This window comes from Pantoea sp. Cy-640, from assembly GCF_011752635.1.
GTDB lineage: Bacteria > Pseudomonadota > Gammaproteobacteria > Enterobacterales > Enterobacteriaceae > Pantoea > Pantoea dispersa.
This window is the reverse complement of the sequence record NZ_VWXB01000009.1, coordinates 137,091-159,271: the sequence shown is the minus strand read 5'-3', so window position 1 is coordinate 159,271 and position 22,181 is coordinate 137,091. Positions and strand designations below refer to the sequence as shown.

28 protein-coding genes and 1 pseudogene are annotated in these 22,181 nt (G+C 56.4%); 25 read left to right on the top strand and 4 right to left on the bottom strand.

Annotated elements, in window-relative coordinates:
- The first annotated feature begins 10 nt into the window (after positions 1-10).
- The 5 genes from F3J36_RS19905 to F3J36_RS19885 all read left to right on the top strand — a co-directional run bounded on the left by F3J36_RS19905 (position 11) and on the right by F3J36_RS19885 (position 3,286).
- Positions 11-259, top strand: a complete 249-nt coding sequence (locus tag F3J36_RS19905; protein ID WP_166720377.1) for a hypothetical protein — start codon at positions 11-13, stop codon at positions 257-259.
- Positions 256-591: a hypothetical protein gene (locus F3J36_RS19900; RefSeq protein ID WP_166720376.1), complete on the top strand. Its 336-nt coding sequence runs from the start codon at positions 256-258 to the stop codon at positions 589-591. The genes F3J36_RS19905 and F3J36_RS19900 overlap by 4 nt, the downstream gene beginning before the upstream one ends.
- A gap of 267 nt (positions 592-858) precedes the next feature.
- The gene (locus F3J36_RS19895; RefSeq protein WP_166720375.1) at positions 859-2,406 is read left to right on the top strand and encodes a methyl-accepting chemotaxis protein; all 1,548 of its coding nucleotides are present in this window, start codon (positions 859-861) and stop codon (positions 2,404-2,406) included.
- Positions 2,407-2,537: 131 nt separating this feature from the next.
- Positions 2,538-2,816, top strand: coding sequence for a hypothetical protein (locus F3J36_RS19890; protein ID WP_166720268.1), 279 nt, complete (start codon positions 2,538-2,540; stop codon positions 2,814-2,816).
- Positions 2,817-3,052: 236 nt separating this feature from the next.
- Positions 3,053-3,286 (top strand): hypothetical protein, encoded by a 234-nt coding sequence (locus F3J36_RS19885; protein WP_166720374.1) that lies wholly within the window; start codon positions 3,053-3,055, stop codon positions 3,284-3,286.
- Positions 3,287-3,712: 426 nt separating this feature from the next.
- On the opposite strand, the gene F3J36_RS19880 is transcribed toward F3J36_RS19885, so the two are convergent.
- Positions 3,713-4,687: an IS110 family transposase gene (locus F3J36_RS19880; protein ID WP_166720373.1), complete on the bottom strand. Its 975-nt coding sequence runs from the start codon at positions 4,685-4,687 to the stop codon at positions 3,713-3,715.
- Positions 4,688-5,029: 342 nt separating this feature from the next.
- Here F3J36_RS19880 and F3J36_RS19875 point away from each other — a divergent pair.
- The 8 genes and pseudogenes from F3J36_RS19875 to F3J36_RS19840 all read left to right on the top strand — a co-directional run bounded on the left by F3J36_RS19875 (position 5,030) and on the right by F3J36_RS19840 (position 9,900).
- Positions 5,030-5,674 (top strand): annotated as a pseudogene (locus F3J36_RS19875) (DNA methyltransferase).
- A 20-nt stretch (positions 5,675-5,694) separates the two neighbouring features.
- Complete coding sequence (locus F3J36_RS19870) at positions 5,695-5,916, top strand: hypothetical protein (protein ID WP_021507962.1); 222 nt, start codon at positions 5,695-5,697, stop codon at positions 5,914-5,916.
- A gap of 450 nt (positions 5,917-6,366) precedes the next feature.
- The gene (locus tag F3J36_RS19865) at positions 6,367-6,804 is read left to right on the top strand and encodes an antirestriction protein (protein ID WP_127835222.1); all 438 of its coding nucleotides are present in this window, start codon (positions 6,367-6,369) and stop codon (positions 6,802-6,804) included.
- A gap of 244 nt (positions 6,805-7,048) precedes the next feature.
- Entirely contained in the window at positions 7,049-7,249 is a 201-nt protein-coding gene (locus F3J36_RS19860; protein WP_127835221.1) for a hypothetical protein, read from the top strand.
- An 897-nt stretch (positions 7,250-8,146) separates the two neighbouring features.
- Entirely contained in the window at positions 8,147-8,509 is a 363-nt protein-coding gene (locus F3J36_RS19855) for a hypothetical protein (RefSeq protein WP_059012508.1), read from the top strand.
- Positions 8,510-8,592: 83 nt separating this feature from the next.
- Positions 8,593-8,742 carry a succinate dehydrogenase flavoprotein subunit gene (locus F3J36_RS19850; RefSeq protein ID WP_088518130.1) on the top strand — a complete coding sequence of 50 codons (150 nt, stop codon included), beginning with the start codon at positions 8,593-8,595 and terminating at the stop codon, positions 8,740-8,742.
- A complete protein-coding gene (locus tag F3J36_RS19845) occupies positions 8,739-9,308 on the top strand; it encodes a hypothetical protein (RefSeq protein ID WP_166720372.1) in 570 nt (189 codons plus the stop codon). The genes F3J36_RS19850 and F3J36_RS19845 overlap by 4 nt, the downstream gene beginning before the upstream one ends.
- Positions 9,309-9,507: 199 nt before the next feature.
- Positions 9,508-9,900: a hypothetical protein gene (locus F3J36_RS19840; RefSeq protein WP_166720371.1), complete on the top strand. Its 393-nt coding sequence runs from the start codon at positions 9,508-9,510 to the stop codon at positions 9,898-9,900.
- 251 nt (positions 9,901-10,151) lie between these two features.
- On the opposite strand, the gene ltrA is transcribed toward F3J36_RS19840, so the two are convergent.
- Positions 10,152-11,819, bottom strand: coding sequence for a group II intron reverse transcriptase/maturase (ltrA, locus tag F3J36_RS19835; protein WP_166720370.1), 1,668 nt, complete (start codon positions 11,817-11,819; stop codon positions 10,152-10,154).
- A gap of 1,057 nt (positions 11,820-12,876) precedes the next feature.
- On the opposite strand from ltrA, the gene F3J36_RS19830 reads away from it, so the two are divergent.
- Positions 12,877-13,191, top strand: coding sequence for a hypothetical protein (locus tag F3J36_RS19830; RefSeq protein ID WP_166720369.1), 315 nt, complete (start codon positions 12,877-12,879; stop codon positions 13,189-13,191).
- Positions 13,192-13,247: 56 nt separating this feature from the next.
- Entirely contained in the window at positions 13,248-14,069 is an 822-nt protein-coding gene (locus F3J36_RS19825) for a DUF932 domain-containing protein (protein WP_059012503.1), read from the top strand.
- A 23-nt stretch (positions 14,070-14,092) separates the two neighbouring features.
- Here F3J36_RS19825 and F3J36_RS19820 read toward each other — a convergent pair whose 3' ends face one another.
- Positions 14,093-14,626: a lytic transglycosylase domain-containing protein gene (locus tag F3J36_RS19820; RefSeq protein ID WP_150059784.1), complete on the bottom strand. Its 534-nt coding sequence runs from the start codon at positions 14,624-14,626 to the stop codon at positions 14,093-14,095.
- 615 nt (positions 14,627-15,241) lie between these two features.
- Between F3J36_RS19820 and F3J36_RS19815 the strand changes: the two genes are divergently transcribed.
- Positions 15,242-15,652: a relaxosome protein TraM gene (locus tag F3J36_RS19815; RefSeq protein ID WP_059012500.1), complete on the top strand. Its 411-nt coding sequence runs from the start codon at positions 15,242-15,244 to the stop codon at positions 15,650-15,652.
- A gap of 565 nt (positions 15,653-16,217) precedes the next feature.
- On the opposite strand, the gene F3J36_RS19810 is transcribed toward F3J36_RS19815, so the two are convergent.
- A complete protein-coding gene (locus F3J36_RS19810; protein ID WP_166720368.1) occupies positions 16,218-16,823 on the bottom strand; it encodes a hypothetical protein in 606 nt (201 codons plus the stop codon).
- A 210-nt stretch (positions 16,824-17,033) separates the two neighbouring features.
- Between F3J36_RS19810 and F3J36_RS19805 the strand changes: the two genes are divergently transcribed.
- The 9 genes from F3J36_RS19805 to F3J36_RS19765 all read left to right on the top strand — a co-directional run bounded on the left by F3J36_RS19805 (position 17,034) and on the right by F3J36_RS19765 (position 22,180).
- On the top strand, positions 17,034-17,438 hold the full coding sequence (locus F3J36_RS19805) for a conjugal transfer protein TraA (protein WP_141496853.1): 405 nt from the start codon (positions 17,034-17,036) through the stop codon (positions 17,436-17,438).
- Positions 17,439-17,444: 6 nt separating this feature from the next.
- The gene (traL, locus tag F3J36_RS19800) at positions 17,445-17,747 is read left to right on the top strand and encodes a type IV conjugative transfer system protein TraL (RefSeq protein ID WP_127835212.1); all 303 of its coding nucleotides are present in this window, start codon (positions 17,445-17,447) and stop codon (positions 17,745-17,747) included.
- 44 nt (positions 17,748-17,791) lie between these two features.
- Positions 17,792-18,391 carry a TraE/TraK family type IV conjugative transfer system protein gene (locus F3J36_RS19795; protein WP_141496854.1) on the top strand — a complete coding sequence of 200 codons (600 nt, stop codon included), beginning with the start codon at positions 17,792-17,794 and terminating at the stop codon, positions 18,389-18,391.
- 4 nt (positions 18,392-18,395) lie between these two features.
- Positions 18,396-19,130 (top strand): F-type conjugal transfer protein TraK, encoded by a 735-nt coding sequence (gene traK / locus F3J36_RS19790; RefSeq protein WP_166720367.1) that lies wholly within the window; start codon positions 18,396-18,398, stop codon positions 19,128-19,130.
- A complete protein-coding gene (gene traB, locus F3J36_RS19785) occupies positions 19,127-20,506 on the top strand; it encodes an F-type conjugal transfer pilus assembly protein TraB (protein WP_166720366.1) in 1,380 nt (459 codons plus the stop codon). Before traK ends, traB begins: the two co-directional genes overlap by 4 nt.
- Before the next feature lie 12 nt (positions 20,507-20,518).
- On the top strand, positions 20,519-21,031 hold the full coding sequence (gene rfaH / locus F3J36_RS19780) for a transcription/translation regulatory transformer protein RfaH (protein ID WP_166720365.1): 513 nt from the start codon (positions 20,519-20,521) through the stop codon (positions 21,029-21,031).
- Entirely contained in the window at positions 21,028-21,522 is a 495-nt protein-coding gene (locus F3J36_RS19775; RefSeq protein ID WP_166720364.1) for a hypothetical protein, read from the top strand. Before rfaH ends, F3J36_RS19775 begins: the two co-directional genes overlap by 4 nt.
- Entirely contained in the window at positions 21,515-21,694 is a 180-nt protein-coding gene (locus F3J36_RS19770) for a hypothetical protein (protein ID WP_166720363.1), read from the top strand. Before F3J36_RS19775 ends, F3J36_RS19770 begins: the two co-directional genes overlap by 8 nt.
- 114 nt (positions 21,695-21,808) lie before the next feature.
- The gene (locus tag F3J36_RS19765; RefSeq protein WP_166720362.1) at positions 21,809-22,180 is read left to right on the top strand and encodes a hypothetical protein; all 372 of its coding nucleotides are present in this window, start codon (positions 21,809-21,811) and stop codon (positions 22,178-22,180) included.
- Position 22,181: the final 1 nt, after the last annotated feature.

Below are 22,181 nucleotides of genomic sequence, written 5' to 3'. Positions count from 1 at the left end.
CGGAGTAACCATGAATCACCCTCTCACCACTGGCCAGCTGGCCGAACAGCTGCAGTGTTTTGCACCAGACACACCCTGCGTAGTGCACCTGTGGGTAGCCGATGATTTCGAAGACGTGGCACCGGAGCTGACGTCCGATGAGGTGCTGACCACGATCGCGCTGGCCGATGCCACGCTCGATGCGGATATCAGTCTCAGCTGGTACTTCCTGCGCCACTGCGCTGACACGGTTCTGGCAAAACGGGAGGAAAAAGAGTGAACACCTGGCTGGCTTCCTTTCAAGCAGAGTGGCAGGGCATATGCTCAGAGGAGCATATGCTCATCCTGTCACCGGATGAGCAGCTGGCAGAGGCGGGCTGCATGCTCATGGGCCGTACGTGGTGGAAGGGCGAACCCCGTGAGAGTGAAGGCTGTTACTGGCGCTTTGACGGCAATGACGTCTGGCTGAAGTCTCTCTTGCAACTTGATGCGCAGCAGGCAGCGACACTTTCCGGCCTCCATTTTCTGAATGAGTGGGAAGTGACCGGTACGCTTCTGGCACCCGTGGTGAGCGACCGGTGCGGTTGCCACTGGCCTGATTTCCGGGGCTGAAAACGACGACTCAGGCGGCCGCCCGGCGGGCGGCGCTTTTCACGGGAAAGATAATGATGACGTCGCTTCGCTCCACGCTTATGCCGTCTCCCGTCCTGCGGCCGGTAAACGGCGGGCGTAAAGTGCCGTGCCCTCACGGTAGCCGGGCGGCCTCGCAAACAAGCAACTGTGCTGAGAGAGGTAGTAACAGTTCGTAACTCATCAAAGCTGTTAGTATCTGGCTACAGGCCGATAAAGGAGTTGTTCTCCCGCCCACCAGGAAAAAAAATGAAAATATCGGTTCGTCTTTTCTCAGGCTACGGCCTTTTAGTTATCTGCTTTTTAATCTGCACCGGCCTGTCTCTGCACGCGCTCAGTGAGTCCCGGCAAGGCATGGAAGATACGGTAAATTACAAAATGAGGCGCCTTACGCTTGTCCTGAACATGCGTGCTGCTGTTAATAACATGGCAGTTTCAGTCAGAGACATCGTCCTGCTCAAAGACACTGAGCAGGAGAAAAAAGAATGGCAAAAGGTCAGTGATTTACATGAAAAGTATCTTAAGGAACGCGATCAGCTTGTTACCAGCATGATGCATAACGCTTCCCCTCAAGGAAAATCAGCGTTAGACCGTATCCTGTCCTCAGACAGTACCGCTCTTAACACGCTGACAGTTGCAGGAAAAATGGGGATGGACAACAACCAGTCAGAAAAAGCCGCTGACTATCTGCTGAACACGGCGCGCCCGGCTCAGCAGGTGCTGTCAGATGCCCTGGACGGGCTGACCGATGTCCAGAATAAGCTGAGCCGGGACACGGTAGCTGTTAACAGCGCATCTGTACGTGAGGCTTCCGTGTTGCTTCTTTCACTCACGACTCTTTCAGTCCTGTTCTCTTTTCTGACCATTTTTATGATAGTCAGGGCGCTGATGCGCCAGTTAGGCGGGGAACCAAAAGATGCTGAAATACTCGCAGCAGCAATCGCTTCTGGCGACCTGACGAGTCAGGTCATTCTGCGGCGCAATGATAAAACAAGCCTGCTGGCTTCACTGAATGGTATGCAGACAAACCTGCGGGGGCTTATCTCTCAGATAAAGGATTCCGCCGGCTCCGTGGCGCTGGCTGCGGATGAAATTTCGCAGGGGAATACTGAGCTCTCTTCGCGTACCGAGCAGCAGGCGGCCGCGCTGCAGGAAACGGCCGCCAGCATGGAGCAGCTTACCGCTACAGTGAAAAGCAATACTGCGGGCGCACAGCAGACAGCTGGTTCAGCCCGTGAAGCAGCGCAGGTTGCCCGTTCAGGCGGCACAGATGTGCAGCGCATGTCAGAAACAATGAGTGCCATATCAGTTAGCGCCGCGAAGGTGCGGGATATTACATCTGTAATTGAAAGCATCGCCTTCCAGACAAATATTCTGGCCTTAAACGCCGCAGTGGAGGCCGCACGGGCAGGTGAAGAAGGGCGGGGATTTGCCGTTGTGGCGGGTGAGGTCAGGACGCTTGCACAGCGTAGTGCGGATGCCGCGCATGACATCAAACAACTGATGGCGGAGGCAGTAAGTGTCGTTGATAGCGGCGTAGTCGCAGCAGCAGATGCAGGGCACAGCATAATGAAAATTGTCAGTATGGTGGGCGAGCTGGCAGAGTCCATGGATAATATTTCACTGGCTTCATCCGAGCAGATGCAGGGTATCTCCCAGGTCAGCATTGCCGTCAGTCAGATGGACGGGGTGACCCAGAATAACGCTGCGCTGGTTGAGGAATCCTCGTCTGCCTCACAGTCACTGTCTGCGCAGGCACACGCTTTACGCGGAATGGTCGAGGCCTTCAGGGTATAAGGCCTGTGAGAAGAGGGCGGCTGTATTGAACCGGGATTCACTGCTGCCGTCCTCACGTGAGCACACGCCGCTGAGTGGCGAACAGGCTGTACGTCAGGTGCAAAAACAATCACTTAGAGATCCGGAAACGCATGCATGAAAAGTACCGGCGCATTACAGGAATCAAAGCGCAAACGGATGAGTTACTTACGCAACTGAGTGAGGGCGAGTATCGTTCTCTGGACGTGTGGGCCAACAACCTGACGCATCTGAAGCTGGCTTATGGTACGTTCAGCCCCTTCATGAGTGACCCCGTCTTCCTGGCCTGGCTGAAACAGCATGACGCCGTGATGGTATCGGAGATAGCCATGACCGGTAGAGCACTGATGGCGCTGCAGAACTTTTTCAGGGTAGCATCAAAAAATCCCTGAAAGGTGTGCTCAATAGCAGTGTGTGTTGTCAGCGACTCATTCCAGAATGCGGTCAGAAAAATATCATTGGCTTACAGGTTATATGCATATCACTCCATGCTGAAACTATTTCAGTGGTAAATCTTGTTATCAGGTCAGGGTTATTATAGATACAGCACATATCACTGTAATCGCTTACACATAGAACCGGCTCGCATCAGAATTGTCTTATGTTTTCTTAACGATTACTGGAATAGATGATGAAAGTGAGTCGCAGAACTGCCTGGATTTCTATGTTAATTTTTTGTGTTCTGGTATGGGGGAGCATTATCGCTGCGTTCGTTTATGGGGCACAACCTGATAAAAGAAAACCATCACAGCCCACAGATAAAAGCAGTGAAAGCATTCGTGATAAAGTAAAATCTCTTGATTTGAATGATAAGCAGAGAAAGTTTCTGGATTCACTGATTGAAAGTAACAAGAAAGATTAACTGAATAGGTAGCCTGTCTTGTAAAGCCCCTGATAACTGAGCCTGCGGCGTGGCGATTCACAACTCCCTTTCTGAGGGAGAGAACATCACCCGATCAGTGGTATCGGTTACAAACTTTTTGTCTCATCAACGTACATAAACGTTGAAGTGTTCATTATTCGACGGTGAAACCCGATTTCACAGCAGGCCGATGAATTTTTTTCAATGGTCGCTTCAGAAGACTGATGTTACCTGAGCTGACATCTGGTTTATTAGTTCTTTTACCGACATGACTGGACCCATGATGGGGCTAAAGCAGCATTACGCAGTTGAGGTTTCGGATACAACCATGACCGGCAGGGCCCTGATGACCCCGCAAAAATTTTTCAGAGCGGCATTAATAAAGCTCTGATGACATCTATCTCAGAACTGAATTGTTTTTTTAACTCACTGAATTGTCGGGGGTGGCATGAAATGATCCTCCCAGTACATACCGCTTTTGACCATGGCGTTCAGGATGGTCAGCAGCTTACGCATGCAGGCAACCAGCGCCACTTTTTTTGCCTTACCCGCTTCGACCAACCTGACATAAAAGGCCCTGATAGCCGGGTTAAACTGAATGGCGGTTATTACCGCCATGTAAAGCGTGCACCGCACGCCGGCCCTTCCGCCAAAAATCGTTCGTCTTCCCCGCATTTTTCCTGAGTCCCTGTTAACGGGGGCGACACCGACAAGGGCGCTGATTTCCCTGCGGGTCAGGGTGCCCAGCTCCGGCAGTTCGGCCAGCAGGGTGGCAGCGGTGATTTCCGCTACGCCCTTCACGCTGGTCAGCTGGCAGGCCTGCTCCCGGAAATGTTGCCTAACCTGACGATTCATCATGCGGGTCACAAGGGCAAGCTCTGCCTCGAGGGCCTGCATGACCCGGCTGATGCTATCACGGCTATCAGGGTGGGAGGGATAAAGCCGGTTACGTTCCGCTACGAGCATCTGATTCAGCTGACGGCGTCTTACGACCAGTGCCGTAAGGGCCTTTCTGGCCGCGTCCGGCATCAGCCGGATATAACGGTTGCGGTCAGGGTGGTTGTCAATTACGCGCGCAAGCTGTGCCAGCAAGGCGGCATCCAGCCGGTCCGTTTTCGCCAGATGACCCATGGCTCGTGCAAAATCGCGTGCCTGTCGCGGGTTGATGATGACGACTTCAAAGCCTTCTGAATGCAGATACGCCGCAACCTGCGCCTCCAGACCACCGGTGGCCTCCATCAGGATCAACGAAATATTAAGTCCGCTGATCTTGTCAGTAATTATCTTGAAACCTTCAGTGTCATTACTGACTGTGAAAGGAATTATCTCGTCTGTAGCAGCCACGTCCAGCGTGGCCTTTGCCACATCAATACCAATGTACTGCAAATCCGGCTGACTCATGGTGCCCCTCCTTACGATACGAATTTGGTTCAGACAACTGTCCGGGCTAATGATGAGTGGCTCAGTCCGTGCGCACTCGCTTGTTTACGGGCTCATACGCCCCGGAAGCTTCACCTGCTGCACGAACCTCGCCAGACCAGCATAGTCAGTTTAGATATTTCCCGGCATATAAGGGAGCTGTCGCCGGAGTGCTCACCCGTTCCCCGCCGTGCGCGGGACATTCAGTCCGCTCCGGCGGCGCGTGCGGCTTGCGCGTCCGCCCCTGTTTGCTCAGCTGGTCGCCCGGCTTTGTGGAGGTCACGGCACCAGAGGGGTGCCCCCTTCATCCACAGGAGCACAGCAATGTCACGATTCATGCACGGCGACAGCGTACAGGTTATTGGCGGCTTTCCGGACAAAAGCATTGATTTCATTCTCACCGATCCGCCGTACCTGGTCGGCTTTAAAGACCGGTCCGGGCGCACCATTGCGAATGACGTAAACGGCGACTGGGTGCTGCCGGCGAGCCGGGAAATGTACCGGGTGCTGAAAGATAACAGCCTGGCGGTCAGTTTCTACGGCTGGAACCGCGTGGACACGTTCATGCAGGCCTGGAAGGAAGCGGGTTTTCGCGTTGTCGGTCACCTGGTTTTCACCAAGCCCTACGCCTCAAAGTCGGCCTTTGTCGGCTATCAGCATTAAAGTGCCTACCTGCTGGCGAAGGGGCGCCCGCCGCTGCCGGCAAAACCGCTGCCGGACGTGATGGCATGGGAATACACCGGCAACCGCCACCACCCGACCGAGAAGCCGCTCAGCATCCTGCGGCCGCTGATTGAAACCTTTACGCAGCCGGGCGCCATTGTGCTGGATCCGTTTGCCGGCAGCGGTTCGACCTGTGTGGCCGCCCAGGAGTGCGGGCGTCGCTAGATCGGTATCGAGCTGCTGGAGCATTACCACGCCGCCGGCCTGCGCCGCCTTTACGCCCGGCGCAGCGCGCGCGCCGCCTGATCATTACGGAGAAGAAAAATATGAATACGCAAACCCCTGAAAACGCGCTGGCCGACGACGTGGCAGACCTGGAAGAATCGCTTTATGAGTTTCATCTGCGGCTGCGCGACATGACAGCGCGCCACCTCTGGCACGGCGCCAGCCTGGAGCAGCGCATGACCGGCTTACTCATTGAGGGAATCGACAACGACCTGGTGGAACTCTACCGGCGCGCGGCGCAGATCCGGAAACACTATCGCTAATATGGCTAAAAAATAACCATTTTTCAAAAGCCCTGCCGGCGCGTGGCGGGGCTTCGTTTATCCACAGGGTTCCGGCGCTGATATGCACGCCGGCTGTGGACAGGACTGAGAGGAAAAGGATGTTGCTGCGCGCCGCTTTCATGCCGCCTGCGGCGGGGGAGGAAAAACGTGCGGTCTGCGGCCGGTGCCGTGACTTCACTTTAGCCCGGCCGCTGCGTGTTCAAGAGATCGCTTCGCTCGCCGTCCTCGCCCGTTCGCACTCGCTCCGGCGGGCTCACTCCCGTCGCGCCTCCGCTCATGCTTCGCGTCGCCGCCGTCCGTTATCCCGCCTCCCGCTCGCTTGCGCTGCGGCCTGCGGCGTCGCTCCTGAACACTCCGCTTTTCGCCGGGCTGTCATTCAGTCACGGCACAGGCCGGAACGGTTATCCACTCTGACTGCGGAGGTTTCTGATGAACACAGCACTGCACGCGCCCCAGCCGGCGCAAATCCTGGACGGTTACGTGAAAATGCGCTTTCTGCCGATGCTTTTTGCCGGCGATTTCATGCGCGCCGAACTCAACATATACCAGTATGCCGATCGCTTTCTCAGCGACTATGACGGCGGCGTATGGGAGTTCGCGCAGCTGCCCGGCGGCGGCGGCTTTATGAAGCCGGAAGGGGAAGCGCGCTGGCACTTTTCAAATCCGGGCAATTACAGCGAGCTGGACGTAAGCGCGGAGGCGGCGGGGATCATCGTCACCGCGCTGGTTCTCAATCACAGGAGCTGGATGTATGACCGACACGATGAAGAAGAACTCTGCGCACACTACTGCGAACGCCACCGGCAGCTGATGAAGTACGCCGGTGAACATCACGAAGCAGACGCGATTTTCCGCGCGCTGGACTGATTAACTACGCGGGCGGTGTTACCGCCGCCCCACCATGCAATGCGGGCTGACGATGGAGGGATTCAACATCCGGCAGCGGACCCGTCTGAGCGCGCGTAAACCCCATGGCCACCCCTGGCTGACGCCAGCGGTGGCCGCGCCGGTATCAGGACAGACAACACCGGTTAAGCAAATATTAAAACCAGCTTGAATTTATATATGTAATCAGTCAGGATGTGCGCCAAAATTAATTAAAGGATATCTGATGCAAACTAATAAATATGCCATGGATGAAAAGCGCCCGCCTTTCGCAGAATTTAATGGCGTCACTTTTTATATTGATGATTTTATGAAAATGTACGAGGAAGGCGCAAGAATCACACAAAAACTGCTGTCCGGTGAAAAGCTGACTACGTGGATGCAAGGGGACGAGATGATTTGCGAGGTGACACATCAGGACGCCTGAGATTATCGGGCGTGGTTTTATGTTGTTGATATTTATATCATTTAAGTGACCCCCCCCTGGGATCGCAAGTAAGTGTGATCTTCTGTCGTGAAAATTACAGAAAGCCTAAGCCTACTGAAATAATAAAACTCTGACTCCCAGAACTCAGAGTCTTTTAAGCTTTCCGCTAAAAACCATAAAGTCTTTTGTGCAGATTTCCAATATTCACGAGACCTTAAAGGTTTTATTTCTTCGCAGTAAGAGTCGTTATATTTAAGAGCTCTTAAGGTCATGGCTAATTAACAGCAAAAGCAAAAGCAGGGGCCACCTTCGGCTTCCCGGCAAGCCGGGTCGTCGAGCCCTATGTCGCTAAGCGGCAAAGCCGCCAAGCGCCACCGAACCCCTGCGGGTTTCGGCCGCGAGCGGTTTCGGGCTGATGTCCAGGGGCAACGGCTGCAGACGGCTGCGCCGTCGTGTTCACTGGCCACATAAAGCCGTGGCCGCTGAGGACCGGACCGGCAAAGCCGTCCGGGGTGTGTTCTTGCCGTTTTCGCGCGCGGCGGACCTGTTCCGGTCAGTCCAGGCGCGGAGGGCCGTTCGTAGCACCGCCGGTTCAGGCAGAAAGGGGTGAAGTGCACGCCGCCAAAAACTTTTTGCCTGGTGCCGCAAAAACTTTTCGTCGTCGCCCCTTTATGCCCTCTCTTCGTCGTTGCTCCTTTGCCCTTCGCCGCGACTGGATCGACCGAAACATGACAACCCACCTGAGCAGGAGAAATGCCATGAACACACACAACGTCAACGTCAAAACCGCCACGCCAGAATCTCCCAAAACATGGGGGAACGGCCATGTGATGCACGTGGCGAACGTGCACTGAAACCGGCAATGACACACCGGAAACTGACTAAAGGAGCGACACGATGAAAGAACCGTATACCGCCGCCACGCTGGCGGCCACGCAGTCAGAAATCCCGGGCCTGACGCCGGGCCTGGCAGAAAGTCTGGCGACCCTGACGGAGCTGGGAAAGCACCGCCTCAGCGCCCGCGAGGAGCACGAGCACCTGCGGCTCACGCTGCACGACATGGCGCAGCAGATTGCCGATACCGTGCAGGACAGCGCACTGCCGCTGTCCTCGTTTCGCGCGTGGATTGTGGCGAGCCATATCGTGCACGCGCAGTTCGGCAGCCGGGGCGAAGTGATCTGGGGGCGGGCGAGCGGCGCACTGGCGGCACGCCTGACGGATATCAGCCTCCGCATGGAGCCCGACGACACACAGACGTAAAAAAGGCAGGGTTGCCCCTGCCTTCTCAACGGTCACCAGACGCAACTGGCGACCTCATCAAAACCAACACTAGAGGTGTAGTTATGAATTTTGACCCGCAAATCGTCGCACAGGCGCAGGCGTTTGTAAAAGGCTTTAACAGCGGTCGCGGCGTGCGCGTCCCGAAAATGACGTTCAGCAGCTGGCCGCACTTCATGCGCGCCGTGCGTCAGCAGCTGGAGGTACAGTCATGAGCGTACAAAACACCCTGTCCCCGGACGCGGCGCAGCAAAAGGTGACGCAGGCCGACATCACGCGCGCGCTGGGCGAATTCTGCTTTATCCGCCTGGACAACGGCGACGAAGCCTTTTATTACAACGGATTCTGGCTCACCGGTGCGGATGGCGAAAGTAACGAACCGTCGGTGCTGGGGCTCGCACAGCGCACCGCCCGGGCGGGCAACAAGCATCTGCGCTGCGTCGAGCTGCCGGTGCCGGAGGACAAAGAGTGGTGCTGGGATGACGTAGCCACAGAACTGGCGCGCTGCGCCGTCACGCGCGAGCTGCGCGGCGAACTGATTGTGACCGGCAGCGAAACCCGATACGGGCGGGGTATCCACATCTGCAACGATCCGCTGCTGAGCGGCATCAACAGCAACCTGTGGTTCCCGCTCAACCCGGCGGAGGACTGGTTTACGGGCATCGAGCGCGTGCTGATGATGAACGGCGTGGCGGAGAACGTGGTGCGCATTGAATCGCTGCGCGACTGCGCGGCGTACCATGACTGGAAGGTGGTCTATAACCGGAAGGTCACAGACTAAACGAAAAAAGGCAGGGGACAAGCGCCCCTGCCTCCTTTCACCGCCCGCTACGGCAGTGCCGGGCAGTTTTACAGCTGACTTTGAGGAAACTTCCATTGTTCCCGATGTAAACTATAGCACCGGCCATCTTTAAGTGGCAAAACACCTGCAAAACATTTTAATTTCAATGCTGCCTGACCGCACGGCGCATGAGGAGACAATGATGAGTTTTTTAATGCTGGGTTCCCTGCTGAGCCTGGGTTATGCGCTGACCTTCCGGTTCGTGGTGCCGGGCGATATAAGCCTTACATACTGGTGCGGCTACGCGATGTGCTTCGTGCTGGCGCGCCTGCTGGCTTCAAAGCATCCACAGCCCGCAGGTGACTGGGTAGTGATCAAACTCCTTGCACTGACCGTTCCGGTGGGCGGCGTGTTTCTGTGCGTGTGGGGCGCAATGAACCTGCTGGCAGACCCGGCGGCGGGCGGACCGGCAGGCGCTGACATGCTGTACTCTGCATCCCACGGGCTGCTGCTGCCGCTTTTGGCCATAATAATGGGGGCGGCCATCGTGGCGGTTTCGCTGTACCGCATCAGGACGCGCGCGCAGGGATAAACCCCACGGCTAAGCCGGTAAAAACCCTGTGCTGACGCACCGGCTTTCTTCCGTCGCGTGCGCTTACTCATGTGAGACAGACGTCGGGTTGTCCTGCTCTCTTTGCTCCTGCTGCTGTGCTTCTGCCATTTCCCTCCTGAAATAATACACACCCACACGTCACGGGCCATGTCGGGTAGCAGCAGCGCATTACTGCGCCGCCGCCCCCTAAGAACGGTACGTGCAAGTTTCCCCGCATACCGCTCAAGCCTTTATAGATGCCTGCTATGGGCACCGGTTTCCCTGCTGTGTAACTGACGGTGGCAGTTGGGATGTAGCAGCTCAAGATTAGACATATCGTCGCTCCCGCCCATCACCTTCCTGATCCGGTGGTGTATATTCCAGCCTGTCTGGTTGGTGATGAGTTGTCTGCAACGAGGGCAGCACTTACCCTGACGTTTCCACAGTGCCGCCACGGTTTTCATCTTCTTCAGCTTTCCGGTCCAGATCAGGTCCAGACGCCGCTCAAAGTAGATTTCCATGCCGGGCGAGTAAGGTGTCGCGTCGCCCCTGATCTTGATATGGCGTTTGATGGGGGTATCCATCGCGCGGGTGAGTTGCAGTATTTTACCCTCCGGGGTCGCTGCGCTGAACAGCCAGCGTTTGTCCCCGAAGGTGAAATACTTATCTGCGATCCAGCGCCGGCCTTTACGTGTATGCCGTCGTTTACACCATCGCCATATTGCCCGCCAGATTTGGGTATCGACGTAATTAAAGATATCTTTGGCCACGACATGCTGATGATAAGTCACCCATCCACGGATCACCGGATTGAGCAGGTTTATCAGTTTCCATGCCGGAAGTGTCGGATTGTCTTTAATTATTCTTCTGACTTTGCTCAGGAAGTTTTTCAGATTCTTTTTAGCAGGCTTGATGAGCATCTTGCCGCCGTATTTTCTGACGTTCTGCCCCAGAAAGTCGAAGCCTTCTTCTATATGCGTTATCGCTGTTTTTTCCTCAGACAGCACGAGCCCCCGCTTTTGCATGAACGCTGCTATCAGGGGTTTAACCTCATTCTCCAGCAGCTCGCGGGAGATCCCTGAGCAGATGAAGTCGTCGGCATAGCGCACATAGTTCACCTGATGTTTTGCCCCGTAATGCTTACTCTTCCTGAATGTGCGCATCAGTTCTCCCTCCAGCCCGTCGAGTGCCATATTGGCGAGGAGGGGAGAGATAATGCCTCCCTGCGGAGTGCCGCTTCTGGTGTCAAAGAAGACGCCTTTTTCCATATATCCGGCTTTCAGCCATTTCCTGAGGATCCGCTTGTCCATTGGTATATTGGACAGCAGCCAGTCATGGCTGATGTTGTCAAAACACCCTTTGATATCGCCTTCCAGTACCCATTTGGGGGATACTTTCTGGCTCATCCGGTGAAATATAGACTCGATGGCATCATGAGTACTGCGCATGGGCCTGAAACCATAGCTGTTATTGTCAGCCGTGGTTTCTGCCACCGGCTCCAGTGCCAGTAACCACAGCGCCTGCATGGCTCTGTCCCTTATTGTCGGGATCCCCAGCGGGCGCTTTTTACCATTCGATTTTGGGATATATATGCGCCTGAGCGGCTGTGGTCTGTAGCCCAGCGGGCTCAGACTGACCATCCCTTTCCATTTTTCATCCGGGGTGCTCCATGTTTTGCCATCCACGCCGGGCGTCCTTTTCCCGCTGTTTTCAGTGACACGTCTGACAGCAACGGCTTTGCCGGAGAATGAACGCGTGAGAATGCGCTGCAGTTCCCTGACACGCCGCCATTGTTGCTGTCGGGTTGCCTCTGCAATCCGTAGCTGTAGCTTTCGCACCCGGGCATGGCTGGCTCGCCAGTCAATGGCGTGCCAGCCTGCCGGGCGGGGTATCGTGGACACACTGTCGTGTGTATTCATCTCGCTGATATCCTGTTGAAAGTTTTACAGTATCTCATGCAGTTAAAGACCAGACGGAAGTCTGCCCGCTTTCGCGTCGAAGCATGCACCGCTCCATATCCTGATGATTACCATCAGGCATTTGCTTTTTCCGTCCTCCTCTGCCCGCACCGCCAACAGTGTTCCTCACGGTTCACCTGCCATCAGGCAGCGATACGGGTTTACCAGGTTCCGCTTAACATACAAAAAGTCAGGGCGGGCTCTGTCTATTCACCGGAGATCTCAATGTCCATGTGCTCTGGGGGGCCCTTGGAGCAACCCGATCTCATACCTTTTGGTTCAGGCCTTTCAGCATCTTTGGCCTGTTGCCGATAACGGTGTTTATCAACAGTTCACATGTGTTAACCCTTCTGACCAGCCTTGCAATCCAGCCGCATGATGCTTGCAGCAAGGGAGGCTCCCTCACGGGATCCTCCCCGGGCTGACGCCCGATCTCGTTGTCCCGGAAGCTTCAGACCTCGCCGTTGCCAGCAACGCCTGTTCCGGTAGGCTACAGCTAATGGAATAGCTGGTTTTATCAATGTAAAACAATATGTTAGACGACTTCCTGTCGCACGGCCCCCTTCGGCTCCCCGGCAAGCCGGGTCGTCGAGCCCTACTCCGCTAACCGGCAGAGCCGGCAAGCTCCGCCGGACCGCGAGGGACCGCGTTCCGGGCCTGCGGCTAGGGTCTGATGGCTGAGGTCAACTCCTGCAGCGGGCTCGCGCCCGCGCGTTCACTGGCCACGAAAAGCCGTGGCCGCTGAGGCCCGGACCGGCAAAGCCGTCCGGGGTGCATTCCTGCTCATCCCGCCCCGTCTGCGCATGTTACGGCCAGTCCGTTGCGGAGGGCTGGTCGTAGCACCGCCGGTTCAGGCAGAAAGGGGTGAAGTGCACGCCGCCAAAAACTTTTTGCCTGGTGCCGCAAAAACTTTTCGTCGTCGCCCCTTTATGCCCTCTCTTCGTCGTTGCTCCTTTGCCCTTCGCCGCAACGAACTCACCGAAACATGGTTTCAGCAACCGACAACAGGAGAACCAGCATGAACACACAGAACGTCAAAACCGCCGCTGCCGAATCTACCGAAACATGGGTGAAGGGACAGGAAAGCATCGACCTGAGCCCGGCTCAGTTTGCGGACCTGTACCGCTGGATCCGTGCGAACGGGGAGTTTACCGGCGTGGCAGGCGTACACAGTGCCGTACTGGCCGGATTGGTGCTGATTGAGGAGCCCACCCCGGAGCCGGAAGCCCTGAAGATTTATGTCCACAAAGGCTGGCCCGCAGCCGTCCAGGAATACGACACCGGATTTGTGGTCGTCCGGGAGTATTACGCCGCCGCTGCGGCCGGGAACTGATCCCGGTCAGAAAACAGATTTATTTCACCCTCTTTCTCAATATAAGGAATCTGATTATGGTCCGTTTTGCTACCCGCTACGCTGCCCCGACCTCCGTACGTAAAAATCACCCGCTGAGCAATGATGAATTAATGCGCGTCGTGCCGAGCGCATTTTCCGAAGAAAAACATGACTCGCGCTCAGACCGTTATACCTATATTCCGACCGTTACACTGCTGGATAAACTGCGCGAGGAAGGCTTTCAGCCTTATTTTGCGAGCCAGTCCCGCGTGCGCGACCCGGAGCGCCGCGACTTTACCAAACACATGATCCGCCTGCGCCGGGGAAATAATAACGGCGGCGGGGAAGTGCCGGAAATTGTATTACTGAACAGCCACGACGGCTCCAGCAGTTATAAAATGATCCCCGGTATTTTCCGGCAGGTGTGCAGCAACGGCCTGGTATGCTGGAAATCATTCGGTGAAATCAGCGTGCCGCATAAAGGCGATATCGTGTCGCAGGTTATTGAGGGCGCTTATGAAGTACTGGGCGTATTCGACAAGGTCGAAAATAACATCGACATCATGAAAGGGATTCAGGTTAACAATGAAGAACGCCGCCTGCTGGGTCAGCTGGCGCTGGAATATAAGTATGATGGAAAAGAGCCGCCGGTAACAGCTGAGCGGATTATTCAGCCGCGCGCCTGGTATGACAAAGGCACCGACTTATGGACCGCGTTTAATATCGTGCAGGAAAACCTGATCAAGGGCGGCGTCACCGGCAGAACGGCGAAGGGAAAAAGAACCACCACGCGCCCGGTAACGGGTATTGATGGCGATATTAAGCTGAATCAGGCGCTGTGGAAAATGGCGGAAGAGTTTGCAAAACTCAAATCATAACGGTTAACCCCCGGCTGCCGGGGTTATTGTGATGCGGTGCTGACGTCCGCGCTGAGAAAGGTTTCCGGCGCGGGCGTTTTTTTATTCTGTTGTGACATGGCGGCGTAAACTTCATCGCGGGCGATCAGCACGCGGTAAATACTTTTTATGATGGCCGCATATTCACGTCGCTGTTTTATCAGCTTCGGACTGGGGCCGGTGTTATACATCCCGACGCTGTCCCAGTTCCTGCCGTACTGCCTGAAGTTGCGCGCCTCGATCCACGCGCCGGTGTAAATGCAGATGCACGGATCCTTAAGCAACCTTTCCCGCGTAATATCAAATCGTTTCAGCTGATTAAAGTGAGAGCTGTTAATCTGCATATTACAGACGTCGTGCGTTCCGCCGCTGCTTTTCGTGTTCAGGGCGTTATTACGCATGCGCGACTCCTGTATTGAATGTGCCATCAGCAGGCGCGGATCAATGCCGAAATCCTGACCGGCTTTGGTAAAACACATTTCCGGCGCGGCCTGCACGCTGAATACAGCGGCAAGCCCGAAAGCTGCAAACCATTTCATTCTTATTGTCTCACGTACATGCGCATAACGCGTCAGGCGGGTTCGTGTGAAAAATACGCGCTCAGATCGTCTGATGCAAGATAATTCGTTACAGACGCGCACTGTGCGCTGACGGGCAGGTGATGAACATCGTCAGGGATATAAAGAATTCAGGAGGATAGCGTTATTTAACAAGCCGCTTTTGAGATATATAATTTTATCACACCCCACGCAAGATTTTAACTTGCTGTTTTTGTGTTTTAATTCATTGTGTTATGTGGGTTGGGTGATTATTTGCAAGGTGTATGTTCCTGTTTTGTCGTAGGAAACGACGACACAATGGTGTCGCAAGCTACGATAGTGTATCGTCGGTTCCTACTACCTGTTGTCGTAGGTTCCTGCGATACAGTATCGTAGGAATGTAGATGTGATTTTTAATCAGTGTATTGTATGTCGTACAGTGTCACACTCTACGACATGATGGTGTCGGTAACGACTACCTGTATAATTCAGAATTCCAGAGCCAAGTGCACACTCAGTGCTGGTATCGTCTGATAGTGCAGTTAAACCGGCCACAGCACGAAACGCTAAAGAAAATATAACGGTGGTTAATTAAGCCACTCAGGAGAAAAGATAATGGGCAGAATGGGCATTTACGTCAAAGATAAAATTGAGAAGGAAATCAGGGATATTTATCTTCTGGACATTCAGAACGGGGCCAGCCCGGCCGAAGTCAGCCTGTCATCAACGTGCAATGAATTATTACGGCTTGGTCTGATTATGCATAAAGCCAAAAACAAAGAGGACACCTTCAATCAGAAAGAATTTAACCGCGAACTCATCAGAAAAGTCAGCGGCAGTAAAGAAGGCATTATGATATTACTGACCATGATGACAGAACTGTATGTTAACGCAACAGGAGGAGGCGGAACCGAGCGCATAGACACGCTGCTGAGCCAGTACCTGGCCGAAATTGACAGTTCTGAAAGCGATGCCGATAACCGGCATTTTGTCCGGCATGAAGAGAGCGGTCATGCTGACGCCTGACATCGTTATGAGTAACAGTTTTAAAACTTATTAATAAACGGTAAGGGGCAGGGAGAAGTATTAATTAGTTTAAGTTTCCCCTCAGAATGGCTGCTGAGCGTAGCGGGGGGAGAAAAAACAAATGTATCCTTATCCCCCTGCGCGCTCACCGGGCATCCCGTTTTAATCCGGGTGGCACTCAGCACCCGGTATGGCATGCAGAGAGCGCCTGAAGCATGGATGAAATTACCTGCCACGGAATAAGATTGTGTGTTTCAGATGTAGTCAGGATGTGAACTCCATTTATTAATGATGCAGGGGATAGCATCATTCAGTTACCTTCATTCAGACGAAGATAAATGCCCGGCATGTGTTTACCATCAGTGAGAATTCAGCAGTTTCATAAATGCGCTGATAAATAATAGCGCTGAATTCCTTTTAACTGGCCACAACCACTGGCCGGGTGCCGTCTGTTTTAACGAAGCGGCTGGCGGCACCCTTCCGGTTAGTAAGAAGTGAAATTAATTAAACGATTTTAAAATTAAAAATATTTCATTTAATGCTGTTATGGCTCGCCGGTTTTCCCTTACGACCCGGTCTCTTTTCCCGCTATCGGATTCTCCGCCACCACGACTTTTTCCAGAATGAACTCGTCAAATAAAATAGCCAGTTCGCGCAGCCGTCTTACCTCCTCATTCTCCGGCAGCTGCTGCTCCGTTAAGTAATTGAGCGAATCCAGCAGGCGCACCTGTATTTCCATGTTCACGCTGCGGCGGTTAAACCGCGCGCTGATTTCCATGTCCCGGCGCAGATTCTCCGGAAAGCTGCTGCTGAAGGCCTTGCTTTTTCCCGGGGTGAACGTTTTTTTATCTGTATTTTTCTCTCCATCATTCCTGCATTTTTCCCGGATAATATCCAGACGGGACTGAATAAACTCATCGAACATCCTGGCCAGCGCAACCAGCCGCTGTCCCTCGTCGGTTTTAATCACGTGACGCCGCGGAGAAAACTGCATCGACGTAATTAACCGGCTGATGATTTCGTCGTTGGTGGTATACCGACGGACGCGTGCCGCCACGCGTAATTCCATCAGCAGGTTCTCCGGTAACCACAGTTTCCTGTACTGCATTTCCCCGCGGGCATATTTCCGTGGTCGACCGCGACCGTCGGCCATCTTTTCTTTTACTTTCATGCGTTATCACCTCCCTACGAGGCTCACCCTGGACAGGCAGCAAGCGTACGCCACGCCCTTTCAGGAATAATCCTAAAAAGGAGCGTGAGAGACTTTAAAAGTGTGACGTGCGTCACAGATTTTTTTTTTTTGAGAAAATGTACACTTACGGCGCGTTACGTCTGTTTACGCACACTGACATTTCTTTAACTCAAATCGAGGGTTTTATACATGAAAGTTGTCACTTCACACCCTGCACCGGTGCAGGGGTCTGCGGAAGCCTGCGCGACGCTAAGCGGGGCGGCGCCAGAGGGACTTATCGGCATCACCCGCCGCGCCTTTAGCCAGATGTATGCATATGGTTATCGCCACCGTGCGAACGTACTGCTGCTGGCGCTGGTCGTGCTGGCCCTCGCGCTGCCGCACCTTGTGCGCGCAGAGGACCTGCTGTCCGGTCAGAAGCAGGACGCCAAGGATACGTTTGGTCACGGCAGCACCGTTGAGTGGGGGCTGTACATGGCCGAAGTCGTCATTTCCATTATCACCTTCATCAAAACCCGTAACCCGGCGCTGTTCGTGGGCGGCCTGGCTTTTCTTGTTGTTGTTACCCGCACGCTCTTCTCACTGGCCGGCTAATCCCGTATGGACAGGGAATCGCTTCAGTACCAGTTCCCGGAAACCCTCAATGAGCAGAAACGCCTTATCGGACTCCCCACAGAGGAGGCCGTGCTCATCCTTGCGTGCGCCGGCATCGGCCTGCTCTGCGACATGTTCATCATCATGCTCATTGTGGCCGCCGCGCTCTGGCTGCTGGTCCGCCACCTGAAGAAGGGGCAGGGCACCTGGTGGCTCATGAACCTTCTTTACTGGTACCTGCCCACCGCGCTGCTCCGGCTGCAGTTCCGCCGCGTGCCTGACTCGGGTAACCGGCACTGGATGCAGTAACCCGCGCGCCGCCTTCGGGTGGCGCTTATTAAAAGGATAACGCTATGAAGTATCAGGTCCGGGAAGGGCGCAACCGGGTAATCATTCTGGCCCTGTGCGCGCTTTCGCTGCTCGTGTTTATTCTCGCTGCCAGCACCGTCGTCACCGGCGCGCTGGCGTGGCACTTTGCGAAAACGCAGAGGACCATCACTACCCCGATGATGTTTGACCGCCCGTTCACCTCCGGTTCCGCCTCCGGAGACGCGGCCTTAAACGGCATGCTGGTGCGCTCTTTCATTAACCTGCGCCTGTCCGTCACGCCGGAAACCGTGGACAGCCAGCACGCCGCCCTGCTGCGCTTCGTTCCCGCTGAATACCGTGACGACCTGAAAAAGCAGCTCGCCGCCGAAGCTGAGTACATCAAAAAGAACGGCGTCTCCTCCGTGTTCCGCATCGATGACGAAATGACCGACACCACCACCGGCGACGTCATTGCGCAGGGCACGCTGAGCGCCAGCACCACCAACGGCAACCTGAAGATATCACTTCCGGATTCGCATAAAGCCTACCGGCTCAGCGTGCACTACGTGGACGGCCTTATCCGCCTGACGGCCTTCCCCGAGGTGCCCTGGACCCAACCTGAACGCCGCCCGCAACAGGACTGACCCCATGAAAATGACCCTTTCCGCCATCGCCGTGGCCGGCGCGCTGGCGCTGCTGCCCGCCGCACAGGCCGCGGTGCCCGGCCCGGCCGGAACCATGTTTGAGAACAACGCGCACCTGAAGGCGCAGATGAGCAATACCAGCCCCAACAAAATCATCATCGACGGCGAGCTCATCACCGCCGTGACTGGTCCGGATAACGCCTACACGAAGGCCACCACCGCCGACGGCGCGCTGCTGATTACGCCGCTGACCGGGCAGGACTTCACCCTGTTCCTGGAAACCGCCGGGGGCGTCGGCGTCTCGATTGACGTCTCACCGAAACCCGGCAACGGCCGCACGCTGCACCTGATTCCGGCGGACGTGCCGCTGAAGCCCAACCCGGACGCGAAGGTGTGGGAGGAAAGCCAGCCCTTCCAGAAAACGCTGGTGAGCGTTGCCCGCAGCATCGTGAACGGCGACGTGCCGGAGAACTACACCGAGGTGAAAGTCTCGCGCGGCCCGGCGTATAACCCGCCCTCGGGCGTGCAGCTGACGCCGGAGCGCCAGCTGGCCGGCTCGCACCTGCGCGTGATGCGCTACCGCATGAAAAACACCGGCTACGTGACGCGGGCGCTCAGCGAAAAGCAGTTCTGGCAGAAGGGCGTGCGCGCGGTGATGCTTTCAACCCGCACGCTTTATGCAAACGGCGAGGGCTTCGTGTGGGTGATTTTCTCCACTGACGCGGAGGGCGGCTCATGAGCAACATCAATACCGCCACGCGCCGCCGACAGTGGGTGATTGCCGGCGTCTCCGCCGCGGTCATGCTGGCGGTGGGCGGCGGCATCTGGGCGTACTCGCACCATCAGGCGGAGCTGAACAAGCCCGCACCGAAGGCCGCGCCGAACCTGACCGGCGGCCTGATAAACACCTCCTTTACCGATGGTGTGGCCACTGCGGCGCTGCAGCAGCAGCAGAACAAGACTGCGGGGCTTGAGCGCGACCTCGGCACGCTGACCAGCACGCTTAAAAGCCAGAACGACGAGCTCAAAAAGCAGCTCAGCACAATGGCCGACGCCATCACGCAGCTGCAGACGCAGCAGGCGCAGGGGAGTAAGGCGCCTGCCGCCTCGCAGCCAGCCAGCACTTCACCGGCGAATGGCCCCGTCCCGGCCGGACAGTCCGGTCCGGCGCAGTGGAGCATCAGCAATCCCGACGGCGGACCGGCTGCCGGGCAGGGCAGTCAGTTCTATCCCGCGCAGGGGCAGGGGTTCTACCCTGGCGCCGGCACGGTGCGCCCGGGCGGTCTGAGCCGCGACACCTTCACTTACGCCGCGCTCACCGACAAAAAGACGAAGCTGCCCTGGATCCCCTCCGGCTCCTTCTCTGAGGCGGTGATGATTGAGGGCGCTGACGCCAACGCCAGTGTGACCGGCCAGCAGAATACCTCGCCGGTGGTCATTACCCTGCTTGGTGACGTCTCCATGCCCAACGGCAAGACCTGGAGCATGGACCAGTGCCGCGTCACCGGAGAGATGTACGGCGATATCTCCAGCGAGCGCGGCGAGGTGCGCACCCATAACATCAGCTGCATCCTGAAGAACGGCAAGCATATCGACATGCCGTTCGACGGTCACGTGTCCTTCCAGGGCAAGGTAGGCATCCGCGGTAAGCCGGTGATGCGTAACGGCGCCATCATCGCCAACGCCGGCGCGGCCGGCCTGCTGTCGGGCTTCGGCGAGGGCATCAAGTCTGCCGCCACGCCGACGGTAGGACTCGGTGCAAGTGCCTCTGTCGGTGCCGGTGACATTCTTAAACAGGGCTTCGGCGGCGGCGCCAGCAAGGCGGCGGACACGCTGAGCCAGTACTGGATTAAGCGCGCCGAGCAGTACCACCCGGTGATTGATATCGGTGCCGGCAACGCCGTAACCGTGGTGTTCCAGAAGGGCTTCAGGCTGGAAACCATCGAAGACGCTGATGCCGAAAAGGCACAGAAAGAGGCACCGCAGCCGGTGGTGCAGCAGACCGCAGCGAACCAGCCGGTCAGCACCGGCGGCAGCAACAGCGCCCCGGTGTTAAACCCCGATGAAGTTCTGCGTCAGGCCAGCCAGCTGCGCCTCGGCGACACCATTAACTGACAGGAGTGAGCGATGGAAAACTGGTACGTGGCACAGACAAAGTGGGCGCAGGAGAAGTACGCCTGTCAACAGCTGCAGGGTCAGGGCGTCACCTGCCTGCTGCCGGTGTTTTCCCGCGTCCGGCTGCGCAACGGCAGGGTGCGCGGCGTGACGCCGCAGCCGCTCTTTCCGGGCTACCTGTTTGTGCGCTTCGATCCGGAGGTGGTGCACACCACCGCCATCAAGGGCACGCGGGGGATTTCCACGCTCATCAGCTTTGGCGGCCTGCCGGCGGTGGTGCCCGACCGCGTCATCGCGCAGCTGGAGACCGGCTGGGAGGGCGTGCCGCTTACCACGGACGCGCCGGTGAACGGTGACCGCGTGATGATTGAGGACGGGGCATTCGAGGGGCTGGAGGCGGTGTGGTGTGAACCGGATGGTACAAAGCGCGCCATTCTGCTCCTGACCCTGATGAACCGCCAGGTGCGCGTGCCGGTGGAAAGCCATATGCGCTTTCACATCACCGCGCGCGGGGAGGCGGCATGATCAGGACACGCTTATCCGATGAAAAACGCCGGCGCCGTCAGCTGGGAGAGATACGGGTCATGGTGGCCAGCTGGAAGCACGGCCAATCGCCTTATGCCGACACGCTGGTTGTCTGCATACTGGCATTGGCGGTACTGGCCGTGCTCTGGGGCGATTACTCTTATCATGGGCGGGTCTGGGCCGGCTGGCTGATGGTGCTGCCCGCCGTTGTTGTGGCTGCCGCCGTTGTCATGCGGCTGCGGGAGCCGCTTAACTGGCAGGACCTGATTGCCCGAAGGCTGGCGGTCTATCCCTATCGGGACGTCACGGCCTGGCGTGAACTGCAGCAGGTGGTGGTTGAGGCAGGATTTATTTCGGTCCCCATGCTTGCCTGCTGGCTTGATAAAGAGATGCAGACCTTCACGACGCCCGCCCGGCGGCGGACTTTTGCTTTCACTGAGCGTGAACGGGATGAGCTCGGGGAATCTGACTGCAGGAGCCATCATGAATAAACGCACCCGCCGGGAGCAGCGTATCCGGCTCTGCGCGCTGCAACTCCGCTACCGTAAAGCGTGGAAGACGCAGGCCAGCAGCTGCAGGCTCGCGGCGCTGCTCACCGAAATCGAGGTGATTCAGCACCGTCTGGCCGCAGACAGTACTCACACGGAGGCCGTATGCAGCTGAGCTTCCAGCGGCTGGCCATCGCGAGTGCCGCCAGCGCCTGTCTGGCCAGTGCGGCGCTGCTGCTCCACCTTTCCGGCTTGGTTCTTTAACCTTATCGCTTAATCTGAGGTGCCTATGGTTCCTGATAAAAAAGTCACCCCGCCGGAAGCGCTGCTCATCCGCGTGACGCATCCCGCCGGCAATATGGTGTTCCGGCTTGAAAGACTTAATACCCGACCGGTTCCGGATGCGGCAATTCGCCCGCTGGCAGAGAATTCCGGGCACGTACCCGCACTCGCTGACGTCACGATTGAGCGGCTGGCGGCGTACATTGCTGACGTCATCCGCCAGGTTTCACCGGGCACACCGCGCGCAGATGTCTGGGCACGCATAAAAGCACCGGTAAAAAACGTACCCGCTGCCAGCAGCCATCGCGTTATGAGCGAGGATGCGCTTAAGGACCTGCAGATGGTGCAAACCTTTATGAAAAAGAAGCATACAGACTGAA

Bases quoted from the DNA above. Each gene is read 5' to 3' on its own strand.
- F3J36_RS19830 (WP_166720369.1), top strand. From the start codon at position 12,877: ATGAACACACAGAACGTCAAAACCGCCGCTGCCGAATCTACCGAAACA.
- traL (WP_127835212.1), top strand. From the start codon at position 17,445: ATGGACAGGGAATCGCTTCAGTACCAGTTCCCGGAAACCCTCAATGAG.
- F3J36_RS19815 (WP_059012500.1), top strand. From the start codon at position 15,242: ATGGGCAGAATGGGCATTTACGTCAAAGATAAAATTGAGAAGGAAATC.
- F3J36_RS19890 (WP_166720268.1), top strand. From the start codon at position 2,538: ATGCATGAAAAGTACCGGCGCATTACAGGAATCAAAGCGCAAACGGAT.
- F3J36_RS19895 (WP_166720375.1), top strand. From the start codon at position 859: ATGAAAATATCGGTTCGTCTTTTCTCAGGCTACGGCCTTTTAGTTATC.
- F3J36_RS19885 (WP_166720374.1), top strand. From the start codon at position 3,053: ATGATGAAAGTGAGTCGCAGAACTGCCTGGATTTCTATGTTAATTTTT.
- F3J36_RS19810 (WP_166720368.1), bottom strand. From the start codon at position 16,823: ATGAAAGTAAAAGAAAAGATGGCCGACGGTCGCGGTCGACCACGGAAA.
- F3J36_RS19865 (WP_127835222.1), top strand. From the start codon at position 6,367: ATGAACACAGCACTGCACGCGCCCCAGCCGGCGCAAATCCTGGACGGT.
- F3J36_RS19840 (WP_166720371.1), top strand. From the start codon at position 9,508: ATGATGAGTTTTTTAATGCTGGGTTCCCTGCTGAGCCTGGGTTATGCG.
- F3J36_RS19775 (WP_166720364.1), top strand. From the start codon at position 21,028: ATGATCAGGACACGCTTATCCGATGAAAAACGCCGGCGCCGTCAGCTG.
- F3J36_RS19905 (WP_166720377.1), top strand. From the start codon at position 11: ATGAATCACCCTCTCACCACTGGCCAGCTGGCCGAACAGCTGCAGTGT.
- F3J36_RS19845 (WP_166720372.1), top strand. From the start codon at position 8,739: ATGAGCGTACAAAACACCCTGTCCCCGGACGCGGCGCAGCAAAAGGTG.
- F3J36_RS19870 (WP_021507962.1), top strand. From the start codon at position 5,695: ATGAATACGCAAACCCCTGAAAACGCGCTGGCCGACGACGTGGCAGAC.
- traB (WP_166720366.1), top strand. From the start codon at position 19,127: ATGAGCAACATCAATACCGCCACGCGCCGCCGACAGTGGGTGATTGCC.
- F3J36_RS19820 (WP_150059784.1), bottom strand. From the start codon at position 14,626: ATGAAATGGTTTGCAGCTTTCGGGCTTGCCGCTGTATTCAGCGTGCAG.
- rfaH (WP_166720365.1), top strand. From the start codon at position 20,519: ATGGAAAACTGGTACGTGGCACAGACAAAGTGGGCGCAGGAGAAGTAC.
- F3J36_RS19855 (WP_059012508.1), top strand. From the start codon at position 8,147: ATGAAAGAACCGTATACCGCCGCCACGCTGGCGGCCACGCAGTCAGAA.
- F3J36_RS19850 (WP_088518130.1), top strand. From the start codon at position 8,593: ATGAATTTTGACCCGCAAATCGTCGCACAGGCGCAGGCGTTTGTAAAA.
- traK (WP_166720367.1), top strand. From the start codon at position 18,396: ATGAAAATGACCCTTTCCGCCATCGCCGTGGCCGGCGCGCTGGCGCTG.
- F3J36_RS19805 (WP_141496853.1), top strand. From the start codon at position 17,034: ATGAAAGTTGTCACTTCACACCCTGCACCGGTGCAGGGGTCTGCGGAA.
- F3J36_RS19825 (WP_059012503.1), top strand. From the start codon at position 13,248: ATGGTCCGTTTTGCTACCCGCTACGCTGCCCCGACCTCCGTACGTAAA.
- F3J36_RS19765 (WP_166720362.1), top strand. From the start codon at position 21,809: ATGGTTCCTGATAAAAAAGTCACCCCGCCGGAAGCGCTGCTCATCCGC.
- ltrA (WP_166720370.1), bottom strand. From the start codon at position 11,819: ATGAATACACACGACAGTGTGTCCACGATACCCCGCCCGGCAGGCTGG.
- F3J36_RS19880 (WP_166720373.1), bottom strand. From the start codon at position 4,687: ATGAGTCAGCCGGATTTGCAGTACATTGGTATTGATGTGGCAAAGGCC.
- F3J36_RS19860 (WP_127835221.1), top strand. From the start codon at position 7,049: ATGCAAACTAATAAATATGCCATGGATGAAAAGCGCCCGCCTTTCGCA.
- F3J36_RS19795 (WP_141496854.1), top strand. From the start codon at position 17,792: ATGAAGTATCAGGTCCGGGAAGGGCGCAACCGGGTAATCATTCTGGCC.
- F3J36_RS19770 (WP_166720363.1), top strand. From the start codon at position 21,515: ATGAATAAACGCACCCGCCGGGAGCAGCGTATCCGGCTCTGCGCGCTG.